Origin of the sequence: Shewanella sp. Arc9-LZ, assembly GCF_010092445.1 — a bacterium.
In the GTDB taxonomy this organism is placed as follows: Bacteria; Pseudomonadota; Gammaproteobacteria; order Enterobacterales; family Shewanellaceae; genus Shewanella.
The window spans coordinates 3,711,100-3,724,036 of record NZ_CP048031.1; the positions used below are offsets into that span (position 1 = coordinate 3,711,100).

The 12,937-nt window shown below is 41.7% G+C and carries 13 protein-coding genes; 10 read left to right on the forward strand and 3 right to left on the reverse strand.

What is annotated here, in order from left to right:
* Positions 1 to 43 precede the first annotated feature (43 nt).
* The 3 genes from GUY17_RS15860 (at position 44) to GUY17_RS15870 (ending at position 1,534) form a co-directional block, all read left to right on the forward strand.
* Positions 44 to 433, forward strand: a complete 390-nt coding sequence (locus GUY17_RS15860; RefSeq protein ID WP_101088842.1) for a DUF2721 domain-containing protein — start codon at positions 44 to 46, stop codon at positions 431 to 433.
* Positions 430 to 1,056 carry a trimeric intracellular cation channel family protein gene (locus GUY17_RS15865; RefSeq protein WP_101088841.1) on the forward strand — a complete coding sequence of 209 codons (627 nt, stop codon included), beginning with the start codon at positions 430 to 432 and terminating at the stop codon, positions 1,054 to 1,056. The genes GUY17_RS15860 and GUY17_RS15865 overlap by 4 nt, the downstream gene beginning before the upstream one ends.
* Positions 1,057 to 1,123: 67 nt before the next feature.
* Positions 1,124 to 1,534 carry a nuclear transport factor 2 family protein gene (locus tag GUY17_RS15870; RefSeq protein WP_081430168.1) on the forward strand — a complete coding sequence of 137 codons (411 nt, stop codon included), beginning with the start codon at positions 1,124 to 1,126 and terminating at the stop codon, positions 1,532 to 1,534.
* A gap of 95 nt (positions 1,535 to 1,629) precedes the next feature.
* Here the strand turns inward: GUY17_RS15870 and tyrS are convergent, their stop codons facing one another.
* On the reverse strand, positions 1,630 to 2,826 hold the full coding sequence (tyrS, locus tag GUY17_RS15875) for a tyrosine--tRNA ligase (protein ID WP_101088840.1): 1,197 nt from the start codon (positions 2,824 to 2,826) through the stop codon (positions 1,630 to 1,632).
* Positions 2,827 to 2,951: 125 nt separating this feature from the next.
* On the opposite strand from tyrS, the gene GUY17_RS15880 reads away from it, so the two are divergent.
* From GUY17_RS15880 to GUY17_RS15895, 4 genes are all read left to right on the forward strand, one after another.
* Entirely contained in the window at positions 2,952 to 4,490 is a 1,539-nt protein-coding gene (locus GUY17_RS15880; protein WP_101088839.1) for a peptidoglycan DD-metalloendopeptidase family protein, read from the forward strand.
* 36 nt (positions 4,491 to 4,526) lie between these two features.
* Positions 4,527 to 5,639 (forward strand): anhydro-N-acetylmuramic acid kinase, encoded by a 1,113-nt coding sequence (locus GUY17_RS15885; protein ID WP_162023701.1) that lies wholly within the window; start codon positions 4,527 to 4,529, stop codon positions 5,637 to 5,639.
* Between the two features lie 114 nt (positions 5,640 to 5,753).
* Positions 5,754 to 6,140 carry a DUF2750 domain-containing protein gene (locus GUY17_RS15890; RefSeq protein WP_162023702.1) on the forward strand — a complete coding sequence of 129 codons (387 nt, stop codon included), beginning with the start codon at positions 5,754 to 5,756 and terminating at the stop codon, positions 6,138 to 6,140.
* 6 nt (positions 6,141 to 6,146) lie between these two features.
* On the forward strand, positions 6,147 to 6,611 hold the full coding sequence (locus GUY17_RS15895) for a hypothetical protein (protein ID WP_162023703.1): 465 nt from the start codon (positions 6,147 to 6,149) through the stop codon (positions 6,609 to 6,611).
* A gap of 137 nt (positions 6,612 to 6,748) precedes the next feature.
* On the opposite strand, the gene erpA is transcribed toward GUY17_RS15895, so the two are convergent.
* Positions 6,749 to 7,099: an iron-sulfur cluster insertion protein ErpA gene (gene erpA, locus GUY17_RS15900; protein ID WP_011638424.1), complete on the reverse strand. Its 351-nt coding sequence runs from the start codon at positions 7,097 to 7,099 to the stop codon at positions 6,749 to 6,751.
* Between the two features lie 21 nt (positions 7,100 to 7,120).
* On the reverse strand, positions 7,121 to 7,894 hold the full coding sequence (locus GUY17_RS15905; protein WP_162023704.1) for a DUF6776 family protein: 774 nt from the start codon (positions 7,892 to 7,894) through the stop codon (positions 7,121 to 7,123).
* A 321-nt stretch (positions 7,895 to 8,215) separates the two neighbouring features.
* Here GUY17_RS15905 and GUY17_RS15910 point away from each other — a divergent pair, with 321 nt between their 5' ends.
* From GUY17_RS15910 to hemL, 3 genes are all read left to right on the forward strand, one after another.
* A complete protein-coding gene (locus tag GUY17_RS15910) occupies positions 8,216 to 9,940 on the forward strand; it encodes a chloride channel protein (RefSeq protein ID WP_101088834.1) in 1,725 nt (574 codons plus the stop codon).
* Between the two features lie 514 nt (positions 9,941 to 10,454).
* Positions 10,455 to 11,474 carry an aspartate carbamoyltransferase gene (locus GUY17_RS15915; RefSeq protein WP_101088833.1) on the forward strand — a complete coding sequence of 340 codons (1,020 nt, stop codon included), beginning with the start codon at positions 10,455 to 10,457 and terminating at the stop codon, positions 11,472 to 11,474.
* A 26-nt stretch (positions 11,475 to 11,500) separates the two neighbouring features.
* Complete coding sequence (hemL, locus tag GUY17_RS15920) at positions 11,501 to 12,787, forward strand: glutamate-1-semialdehyde 2,1-aminomutase (RefSeq protein WP_162023705.1); 1,287 nt, start codon at positions 11,501 to 11,503, stop codon at positions 12,785 to 12,787.
* Positions 12,788 to 12,937 lie beyond the last annotated feature (150 nt).

The following is a 12,937-nucleotide window of genomic DNA, read 5'->3' on the forward strand; positions in this document are numbered from 1 at the left end:
AATTGATTATTGTCTGCTTAAAAACCTGTTTAGGAATATCGCTTTGTTGAACAACTTACATGTATCGTTAACGACTCCGGCATTATTATTCCCGGCAATTTCCTTATTGCTATTGGCCTACACAAATCGATTTTTTTCATTAGCGGCATTAATCCGCCAACTCAGTAACGACAAAAAACCAGTGCAAGGCGAGCAAATTAAAAATTTACGCCAACGCATCATTATCATCCGAAAAATGCAAGAAGCCGGTGTCAGCAGCTTTGCCCTATGTGTGTTTTGTATGATTTTGATTTATGTTGGTTTTAACCAAATTGGTTCGATAGTTTTTGGGTTAAGTTTATTGTTGTTATTGTATTCGTTAATTTTATCTGTAATCGAGATCCGTATTTCAGTAGATGCTCTGACTATTCACCTTGAAGAGTTAAGTAAATGAGTCAGTGGATTTACTTTTTTGATTTATGTGGTACTGCGGTATTTGCCCTTTCGGGAGCATTAGCCGCGGGTAAACATCGTATGGATCCCTTTGGCGTTATCGTGTTGGCTTCTGTTACAGCAATTGGCGGTGGCAGTATTCGCGATGCGCTAATAGGTGCTACACCGGTTTTTTGGATCCGCGATCCTAACTATATTCTTGTCATTCTTGCGACAGTAATAACCTGCTTAGTGTTAGTGCGTAAACCGCATAAATTACCGCCACGCTCATTATCTATTGCCGATGCACTCGGTTTAGCACTATTTACCGTAATTGGTGCGGAAAAAGCCTTATTACTCGGGTTATCTGGTATGGTCGCGGTGGTAATGGGATTAATAACCGGTGTCGGTGGTGGTATTATCCGAGATTTGTTATGTAGGCAAATTCCAATGGTGTTGCGAACGGAAATTTACGCAACCGCTTCCATCGTTGGAGGGATCTGTTATACCTTAAGCATATTTGTCGGCATGGATAGCATGACATCGATGTTGATCGCTATGTTCAGCACGCTAATCATCCGTCTGAGTGCTATCCGCTGGCACTTATCTTTACCGGCTTTTGATTTGAAAACAAAGAGAATTTAATGTGCGAATAATCTTCATATTATGCTGTTTGCTATTGAGCTTTCCGAGCAAAGCCAATATTGGTGATATGCCACGAGAACAACAACTCGCGATGCAATACATGGAAGCGCTTACGGATCATGACTATACCGTCCTGCGTCGTTTCTACTCTCGCGACACGGTATTTTACGATAAAACAGCCAATACTACTTACACTGGCGGTCGGCATATTATTGCGTTTTTACAGCGGGCTCATGAAGGTGTATTAGAATACCGTTTAAACGTAGAACACATGTTTAATACCGGCTCTCTCGTGGTGATAATAGGCAGTTATCGATTACGAGGCCCCGGCGATCAATATGGTAAACCCGGTAAAATTATCGACCTTGCGGTACCAGGTGTCACCACACTAAAATTTGATAACAATACTGAGCGTTTAATTGAGCAAATGGACTTAATGGACTATCAAACCATGTCTGATCAACTTGAGTCTCAGTAGTGTTGCACGTATAAATTAGCCATAAATTAACCATGGTTCAGACATAAAAAAACGGCTTACATTATAAGCCGTTTTTTATTCGCTAACATCCGTGATTACTTTAAAATCACTTTAGCAAATTTGCGTTTACCCACTTGGAATACCGCTTCAAGACCTGCATTAAAAATTTGGCGACTGTCTTCAATCTTCTCGCCGTCCATTTTAACTGCGCCTTGCTTAATCATCCGCATACCGTCAGAGGTTGAACCCACAAGGCCTGCATCTTTAAGTAAGTTAGCAATAGCTAACCCGTCGCCCGCTTCTAATACCACTTCTTCGATGTCATCAGGGATGGCACCTTTTTGGAAACGGTCGATAAAAGCTTGATGCGCCGCTTGTGCTTGCTCTTCATCATGAAAACGAGCAATGATTTCTTTGGCTAACAAAATCTTGATGTCGCGTGGATTTGTGCCATTTTCAACGTCTAACTTGAATTGGGCTAACTCAGTTAACGGACGGAATGACAACAGTTCAAGATAACGCCACATTAAGTCATCAGAAATCGACATCAGTTTGCCAAACATTTCGTTGGCAGGCTCGCTCACACCAATATAATTATGCGCCGATTTAGACATTTTCTTAACGCCATCTAACCCTTCAAGTAATGGCATCATGATGACAGTCTGCGGCTTTTGGCCTTCAGATTTTTGCAGTTCACGACCCATAAGCAGGTTAAACTTTTGGTCTGTACCGCCTAATTCAACATCGGCTTTCAATGCAACCGAATCGTAACCTTGTAATAAAGGGTACATAAATTCATGAATCGCAATCGATTGACCTGATGCATAACGCTTTTTAAAGTCATCGCGTTCCATCATTCGGGCAACAGTTTGCTGTGATGCTAAGCGGATCATGCCAGCAGCGCCTAATGGCTCTAACCAGCTAGAATTAAATTCGATGCGGGTTTTTGCAGGGTCCAAAATTTTATAGACCTGCTCTTTATAGGTTTCGGCGTTAGCAAGCACTTGTTCACGAGTCAGTGGCGGACGGGTGCTGTTTTTACCACTAGGATCACCGACCATACCGGTAAAATCACCAATCAAGAAAATCACTTCGTGACCAAGCTCTTGAAAAGTACGCATTTTATTCAAGATGACCGTGTGACCTAAGTGAATATCTGGAGCGGTAGGATCTGCACCTAACTTGATGCGTAAGGGACGCCCTTCTTTCAGTTTCTCAAGCAAATCCGCTTCAAGTAATATCTCATCGGTACCGCGCTTAATCTCTGCCAATACTTGATCTAAATTCGCCATCTCTACTGCAACTCCCAGGGCTTGCACAAAAAATAAAGAGGTCTATGTTACTTGTTAGCCACAGCAAATGAAAGAGTGTACACTTAGCCGATAATAACGAAAGAGAGAAATTGGTAACAGAGTCAATGGCAAAGCTTCTTACTTTATTCACATTGCTGCCAAAAGCACATCAAATCACATTATCTTTATTGGTGATTCTAACGACAATTATTCTGATGTTTCCATCGGAAGACGCTCAAGCATCTAAACAAACCCAACTGGTAAGTCAATCTGCTGACAAATCAGACATAGAAACCAATAAACGTTATGATATTCCATTAGCCTTTCGCAGCCCAACACCACCGGGTAATAATGACAGTGTCGCTGAAGATGAATCGATTGATTTCATATCAAATGATGCCCTTGCATCACGAGATAATAGCGAAGAGGTAAACAGCGGCGAAACCCCTGACGATGAAGCGTTTGCCCATCATCTTGCCATGTTGCAAACAAGTACCTCTGATATTGATGGCATGATCAATGATATCGATCAGCAAGTTGCCACTCAAAAAGCTAAATTAAAACAACAAGCGGCTAATGATGATTATAGCGTTGAATACTATGAAGTGGCTAAAGGCGATACCTTAGGCGGTTTATTTAGCCGTGCAGGACTCAGCGCGAAAGATGTTTATGACATTACCCAATTACCCTTAGCGAAAAAGAATCTACTAAAAATAATGCCGGGCGAAGAAATCGCCATCAGTAAAAATGCTCAAGGTGAATTACAAGAATTAACCTATCGCATGGATAAAGTGTCGACATTAATTATCAGTCAACACAATGAGCAATACAAAGAAACGGTTAACACTAAAGAAGTCGTTAATCGCACCTCGTTTATTAGCGCCAATATTAAAAGCAACTTTTGGAATGCCGCTGCCGATGCAGGCTTGTCTGGTAACCACATTATGGAATTGGCCAATATTTTTGGTTGGGATGTCGACTTTGCTCTAGATATTCGTAAAGGCGATCACTTTTCGTTGTTATTTGAACAAGAATACGCCGACGGTCAATTTTTGCGTAATGGCAATATTCTCGCAGCAGAGTTTATTAACCAAGGTGAACGCTACACCGCAGTACGTTATACCGACGGTGAATACTATTCTGAAAATGGCAGTAGCATGCGTAAAGCTTTTTTGCGTTCGCCAGTAGACTTTAAATACGTCAGTTCTAATTTTAACCCCCGTCGCTTACATCCGGTAACAGGCCAAGTTAAAGCCCACCGCGGTGTCGATTATGTTGCTGCCATTGGCACGCCGATTAAAGCGGCAGGTAAAGGTAAAGTGGTTGAGGCCGGTTATAACCAGTTTAATGGCAACTATGTCTTCATTAAGCACAACGAAACCTACACCACTAAGTATTTGCATTTAACTAAGCGCAAAGTAAACCGTGGTGAAACGGTTAAACAAGGCCAAATAATCGGTACTCTAGGTAAAACAGGCCGAGTCACTGGCGCTCACTTACATTACGAATTTATTGTAAATGGGGTTCACCGCAATCCACGAACCATCGATTTACCTAAATCAATGCCAATTGATAGCAGAGAGAAGAACAAATTCGCTGCACTCAGCAAGCAATTGATGACGCAATTAAAATCAAATCAACAACAGCAATTGGCAAGTAATTAATAAGCGGTTTTATTGCTGTTAACAGAGAGTCACTTCATGTCTAAGCCAGAGTATTTTATCGGTCTAATGTCAGGCACAAGCATGGATGGTGTAGATGCAGTATTGGTTGATTTTTCGGCCGAACATCCTGTGCTAATCGCCAGCCATACAGAAGCCATTCCTACACATTTATTAAAAGGCTTACAGCGTTTATGTCAACCCGAAACAGATGAAATTAACCGCTTAGGTAGGCTCGATCGCAGTGTCGGCAAACTGTTTGCTCAGGCAGTAAATCACTTATTGGCAAAATCAACAGTGACTGCCGCTGAAGTGATCGCGATTGGTTCACATGGACAAACCGTGCGTCACATGCCCAATTTAGAAATGGGTTTTACCTTGCAAATTGGCGATCCAAACACCATTGCCATTGAAACCAATATCGATGTTATTGCTGATTTTAGACGTAAAGATATCGCCCTTGGCGGCCAAGGCGCACCGTTAGTTCCGGCGTTTCATCAACAAGTGTTTGCTCAGTCTGGTCATTCAAGAGTTATTTTAAACATTGGCGGCATTGCCAATGTTACTTATTTACCCGGCAATAGTGAGCAAGTATTAGGCTTTGATACTGGCCCAGGTAACAATTTAATCGATGCCTTTATTCAACAAAACTTAAACCAACCTTTTGATGAAGATGGTGCCTGGGCAGATTCTGGCACCACCCACCCAGACTTACTCAAGCAGCTATTATCACACTCTTATTTTTCACTAGCCTATCCAAAAAGCACTGGCAGAGAGTTATTTAATCAAGCTTGGCTTGAACAACAACTCGCTGACTATAGCCATTTAGATCAACAAGACATTCAATCCACTTTACTTGACCTTACCTGTCACAGTATTGCCAATGACATTAATAAATTGTCACCGACTGGCGAATTGTTTGTTTGCGGCGGTGGTGCGTTAAATAAAGCCTTAATGCAGCGACTAGCCACTTTAGTTCCCGGTTATAAAGTCGATACTACCAGCGCCTTAGGTGTTGATGCTAAGTGGGTTGAAGGGATTGCCTTTGCATGGTTAGCAATGCGTTATCACCATGATTTACCCGCAAACTTACCGGCCGTCACAGGTGCGTCACGTGCTGCTATATTAGGTGGTCGCTTTAAAGCGAGATAAATACACCAATATGTGCGGTTTACTTTTGCAATTGTGGCCTCAATGTTATGATGCCCACAAATTTGCTCAATCGTTTGAAATTGGGCAAAGCCGTAACTTAAGATGAGAGTCAATATGAGCAACAAAACCAAAAGTGTGTCTGAACTGATGAATCTAACGCCAGAAGGCCGTTACGATTATATGGTTGAGCAAATTAAAGCAGAAAAAATCATTTGGACACTTCAAGACCAAGATGGTTGCGTCATGCTAACCACTGAAGATGAAGATTGCATTCCAATGTGGCCTTCTGAAGAAACAGCTGCACTTTGGGCAGTTGATGAATGGAAAGACTGTGAACCATTAGCGATTCCACTAGACGAGTTTCAAGAACGTTGGGTGAGCGGCATGGAAGATGATGATTTATTTATCGCTGTGTTCCCAGTACAAGAAGACTTAGGTGTCGTTGTGCCACCGTTTGAAATGAACGAACGTATTTCGCCAAAGAAACAACAAAAGCATTAATGTGTTATGACAATAATCAGCTCGGAATCAAACCAAATAGATAAAGTAACGGTCAAACCACGTTTACCAAAACGACTTATCGGTTTAATGGTTATTTATACATTATCGTCTGTCAGTGGATTAATGTCCGCCAGCTCACTATCAGAGTTAAGTGCAATGTTATGCATTTTGACCTTGATGATGGTATTGGCAATTATCGGTCGCCAGAAAGCAGGTTTATATCTACTGCGGGTTTATTGTCTGTTGCAACTGCTGTTGTATAGCCTATTACCGATCATAATGTATGACCCAGATAATTTGGTTGCCGGACCAACGACATTTGATTTTGGTTTATTTCAAGCCGTAGTGCCTGATTGGCTTATATACTCAGTGCTGATTACGCTAGGTATTATACAAGTGTGGATTAGCTTTAATGCCAAAGTGAAAGCGTGGTTTAAACCGCGGATGAACCTCAACATTATGAGTAGCTAATCATCGATTATATTATTTAGAGATGTTGTCCATAAATCAAAAAAGCCGTCGAAAGACGGCTTTTTATTATATAAATCCATTCTACAGTGAGATTGTTATCTCATTTATAGCGTGGTTTATCGCTGCTGTAAGACTCATTACACCGAGAAACTAGCCCCGCAGCCACATGTAGTGGTCGCATTAGGGTTTTTAACAAAAAAGCGTGAACCTTCAAGACCCGATGTATAATCCACTTCACCACCAACAAGGTACTGAAGACTCATTGGATCAACAACCAACTGCACACCTTGCTTTTCAATGGTGAAATCACCTTCGTTGACTTTTTCATCGAATGTAAAGCCATACTGGAAACCAGAGCAACCGCCACCTGTTACATATACACGTAGCTTTAATTCAGGATTCTGTTCTTCTTCTAACAGACCTTTTACTTTTATCGCCGCCGCATCGGTAAATTGGATCGGCATTGTTGCATCAACTTGTTCAGTCATTACTACCTCTTACTTCGGTGTCTACTGAGAATTATCCTTTACCTGACTATTTTGTTCAAGTATTACCCGCAGTTCTTTTTCACCCATCAACAGCTCTGGCACATTAAAGACTTGTTCAATCTCCCCGCCTTTCACCCCACGACTCGCAGCGACCTTCACTTTGACCATAATTCGTTGTAAATTAAAACCACTTGGCAGCACAAAATCGCTGTCCATAATTTGAAAATAATTAAACTCAAAATCCAGCTTTTTATTAATTAACTTGCTCAAAGACAGTTCGGCCGGCTGGTTATTTAGTGTGCCAAGCAACAATACAGTGGCGTTGGTTTTCACTTTTACTTTGCGTTTTTGCAACTGAGTTAAGATTAGTCGTAACTGATATTGCTCGGGAGCTACACCTTGAGATAATTCCACTCCATGAATTGCCACCCCTTCAACATCAGCATCGGTAACCATAACACTGCGATAAAATGCTAATTCTTTTTCTAACGCTTTCTGTGCAGATAATTGCTGACTAAACATTTCTTGCATTTCTTTGTTGGCATTATCAGCAATACTTAAGGCTAAATTTCGACTGGCAAGCGCTTGCGCTTGAGTCTCTAGTTCTTGCAATAATTTACGCTTACCACTGGCGCTATTTGGTGTAGCCTCTGGTGCAAATGAAAGCCATAGGTTAAAACTTATCGCTCCCAGCAAAAAACACACTACCATTAACCCTATTAAGTATATGCTTGATGTCCGGTTTTTGCGTTCTAAAACTTGCAGTCTGTCTAACCAGCGGTGATAATTTAACATTACGTTACAACCTTTTAATAAAATACAGTATGCTTGATGAAGCTTATTTGCTTAGGGCTTATATTTTTGTAGAGCTTAACATCTTGTTCAAATCCTATGCATTGTAAATAAGGTTCTAATGATAATAATTTGCTTGCCAAATAAAGCTTTACCAGCCAACGTAAAGAGCTAAAAAACATGCGCAGGCAGTACTTTGACCTGTTAAAAGGCGTTAGTGCAAATTGATGGAGAGTCATAACATGACACATACGCGTTATCGGTCAATCAATAAAAAATTGCCAAACATAACCCTAAAATATCAACAGACTTTAGAGTCAAACCGTGCAATTTAAGATAAATAAAGCCGCTATTATTCACGCCAAAAGAACTACGCGCAAATATCTACGTAACGAATTTAGAGATAAGTTATCTCAGGCTAAAATTAGTGTGCAACTTTGTGCACTCGCACTGTTATTTGCCATCATCGCCTCATTAGTGATTATCTTATTCCGGTTAAGCTTGGTGTGGGCAGAACAATATCTGCATGCAGATTCCATGAGCCTTAGCTCAACCTTAAGCGATTGGCGCTCTTACTTACCTTTAATCGGCGCGCTGCTTATTTGGTTGCTGTCATTGTTGGGGTCAAAGCGTTACCGGCGCATGGGCATTGCTTATGTATTGCATCGATTTAAATTGCACTACGGTAAGGTACCGCTTCAATCAGCTGCTGGACAGTTTTTTCAAGCATTAATCGCACTGATGACCAATTTTTCTGTCGGAAAAGAAGGCCCAGCGATTCACTTAGGTGCGGTGAGCGCAAGTGTTATGGCTGAGAAGTTCTCGTTACCAGACAATAGCGTGCGCATTATGTGTGCTAGTGGTATTGCCGCGGGTATTGCTGCCACCTTTAACGCACCGCTGGCTGCGGTTTTGTTTGTATTTGAAGTCATTGTACGAGAGTACAAAATTCATTACTTTTTCCCTATTATGCTATCTGCTATTTGCGGCGCGGTATCAAGCCAACTTGTATTTGGTAATATTCACGAATACGATTTGATCAATGTGATCCACATTCCACTCGATCATTATCCTATTTTACTCATTGGCGGACTTGCGCTGGGATGTGTCGCTGCCCTGTTTAACTTTTCACTGATGAAAGTCACTGCCACTGGCCAGCACTGGCCATTAATTTATCGTCTGCTCATTGCTGCAGCAGTCACCACTCTAGTTGGTTTAGTCATGCCACAGGCATTAGGCTCAGGCGATTTTGCCATCAATGAAGCCATTAGTGAGCATCCTAGTTTGTTGTTTTTAATCGCGCTGTTATTAGCAAAAATGTTGGCGACCATTGCTGCTATTGGCTTTGGCGTACCAGGCGGACTTATTGGTCCGCTCTATGGTATTGGCGCCTTAATTGGGGCAATTCTAGCGTTAATCAGTAGCCTAATATTCCCGTCAATTGCGCCTTATGTTGGCTTATATACCGTGATTGGGATGACGGCGATGATGGGGGTTTGCCTGAGTGCGCCCCTAGCAGCATTAGTAGCATTACTTGAATTAACCAACGATGCTTCGATTATTTTACCGGCCATGTTTGTCACCATCCCAGCATTTTTGGTGGCGTATCAGGGATTTAATACCAATTCTATCTTGCTAAAACAACTTGATATTATGGGGCTTGGTTACAAAATTGCTCCGCTTAACCAAGGGCTGCAAAAGAAAGGTGTGAGGGTACTGATGGATAAACGCTTTGTCATTGTTAATGATGATGACGAACTGCTACTTGAAGTACTCAAACGCGCAGCAGGTCGCCCAGTACTAGTGCGTAATGCAGAGGGAGAAATTGAAATGCTGCGTCTTGAAATGCAGTCATTTGAAGATTCAACCACGCTATCACGCCTCCCTATGCCAGGGTTACCAGACACGGCCACCTTAAATGAAGCCTATGAAGCGCTGGTCGCGAAACGCTCCGGTGAAGTGTATATCTATCGAGGCACTAATCAGAAAGTCGTTGGGGTAATAAGTTGGGCTAATTTACTTCAAGAAATCCGCTCCGGGCAGGTATAGTCCCAGACTATCCTCGGTATAAGCTCTCACCGAGTGAAGATGGAATGTACCTATTCAATCAACCTATTTTCAAAATAGGTCTATTGGCTAACAAGACGTATTAACACCTTGAAAGCGGTCCTTTTATTAGGAAATTAGACAACTTAAATAGTGAGGCGAAATGCTTTAACAAATATTCATTAACCCATACAGGGGCTGCTATAGCACAATGAAATTTGAGGTAGCTCGGTCAGTATGCCGCTCATTCAGTGCTGAATGAGTCATAAAGGCGCGCAACTTAATTCCATTAAAAAGTAAACTAAAGCCCTGCGAATGTTCTTCATAGCAGCAAGTGAATCTCAAAGTTCAGCACGGTTATTATATTTATCTGGCGGTTCTTTTCTGCTACAATTTTGCCTCAGCCACCCTACACATAACCTATATAACACTCTATATAATGCCCTATATAATAATACGGTAAAATAGCATGCTGTTCTGGTGAATATTTTGCCCCTAAACTTTGGAAATCAGGCTGATGACACAGTTCGAAGGTTCACATATCCTTTCAGTAAGCCAGTTAGATCTGGATTCGATTAACACTATTTTTAATGTTGCTAACAAAATGACCCCTTATGCTTTGCGTGAAAAACGCACCAAAGTGTTGGAAGGTGCCATTTTAGGCAATCTTTTTTTTGAACCTAGCACCCGTACTCGTGTCAGCTTTGGCTGCGCTTTCAATTTGCTTGGCGGACATGTACGAGAAACCACCGGAATGGCATCATCGTCATTATCAAAAGGCGAGTCCTTGTATGACACGGCTAGAGTACTATCAACTTACTCAGATGTGATTGCCATGCGTCACCCAGATGCCTACTCCGTCAAAGAGTTTGCTGAAGGCAGCCGAGTGCCAGTGATCAATGGCGGTGATGGACCAAATGAACATCCAACTCAAGCCTTGCTGGACTTATTTACCATCAAAAAAGAATTAAGCCATTCAGGTATGGGTATCGATGGTATGCATATTGCCATGGTAGGTGACTTAAAATATGGTCGCACTGTGCATTCACTTTCGCGCTTACTTTGTATGCATAAGGACATTAAGTTCACATTGATATCGCCAAGTGAGCTAGCAATGCCTGACTATGTGATCGCCGACATTGAAAATGCTGGCCATAAGATCACAATAACCGAACAACTTGAAGGTAATTTACATAACGCGGATATTTTATATCTTACCCGTATTCAAGAAGAGCGCTTTCCGTCACAGGAAGAAGCCAATAAATACCGGGGTAAGTTTCGCTTAAATCACAATATTTATACGCAACATTGCAAATCAAATACGGTGATTATGCATCCATTACCTCGTGATTCACGCGCGCAAGCAAATGAACTCGACAATGATTTAAACAGCCATCCAAGTTTGGCTATTTTTAGACAAGCCGACAACGGCTTACTTATACGTATGGCACTTTTTGCATTAACACTTGGAGTTGAAAACCAACTCGAAAAGTATGAGTGCCCAGTAAACTGGTATTCACGTAAAGCCGATAGATAATTGGCACACAATATTAAGGATTAGACATGACCCGTTCCGAAGTTTTATTTGAACAGGCTAAAAAAACCATTCCTGGTGGCGTTAACTCACCTGTACGTGCCTTTAATGGTGTCGGTGGTTCACCTTTGTTCATTGAGAAAGCTGATGGCGCTTATATTTTTGATGCCGATGGCAAAAAGTATGTCGACTATGTGGGTTCATGGGGACCGATGATTTTAGGCCATAATCATCCTAAAATTCGTCAAGCAGTGTTAGCTGCTGTCGAAAACGGCTTATCATTTGGCGCACCGACTGAACTTGAAGTAAAAATGGCTGAAAAAGTCATTTCAATGGTGCCATCGATGGAACAAGTTCGTATGGTAAGTTCGGGCACCGAAGCTACCATGAGTGCAATCCGTTTAGCCCGTGGATTTACTAACCGTGATGATATTTTAAAGTTTGAAGGTTGCTACCACGGTCATGCTGACTGCTTGTTGGTTAAAGCGGGATCAGGCGCATTAACGTTAGGCCAGCCAAGTTCACCTGGTATTCCAGAAGACTTTGCCAAACACACTTTAACCGCGACGTATAACGACCTTGATTCTGTACGCGCTATATTTGAACAGAACCCAGACAATATCGCTTGTATCATCCTTGAACCCGTTGCGGGCAACATGAACTGTATCCCGCCAGTAGAAGGTTTTTTACAAGGCTTACGTACAATTTGTGACGAATTCGGTGCATTATTGATTATCGATGAAGTGATGACGGGCTTTCGTGTCTCTATGAGTGGCGCACAAGGTCACTATGGCGTAACGCCAGACTTAACCACACTTGGTAAGGTCATTGGTGGTGGCATGCCTGTAGGCGCATTTGGTGGACGTAAAGACGTTATGCAATTTATCGCACCAACAGGTCCAGTCTATCAAGCGGGTACATTATCAGGTAACCCAATTGCAATGACTGCAGGTTTAGCGCAAATGGACGCTTTATGTGAACCCGGTTTGTATGAAGCGCTTGCAGACAAAACTAAACGTGTTGCTGAAGGCTTTAAAGCCGCAGCAGACAAACATGGTATTCCATTAAATATTACTTATGTGGGCGGCATGTTTGGTTTCTTCTTTACTGAAGATAACACGCCAATGACGTCATTTGCCCAAGTCACAAAATGCAACATGGAGCATTTCCGTCATTTCTACCATGCCATGTTAGATGAAGGTATTTATTTAGCGCCAAGTGCTTATGAAGCAGGCTTCATGTCTATGGCTCATGGTGATGCTGAAATTGAATATACTTTAGCTGCTGTTGATCGCGTTTTTGCGGCAATGAAATAGCTCAACTTCATCAGTTAACCTCTTTTTAGGTTAAGCAAACTGTTGGTAACAAAAATAGGATAAATAACTACGTTGTTTATCCTATTTTTATTTATGTTAACAAATTCCTATTACCTTTCTCTGTGTTAATTATTTTATCCACGACTTTGG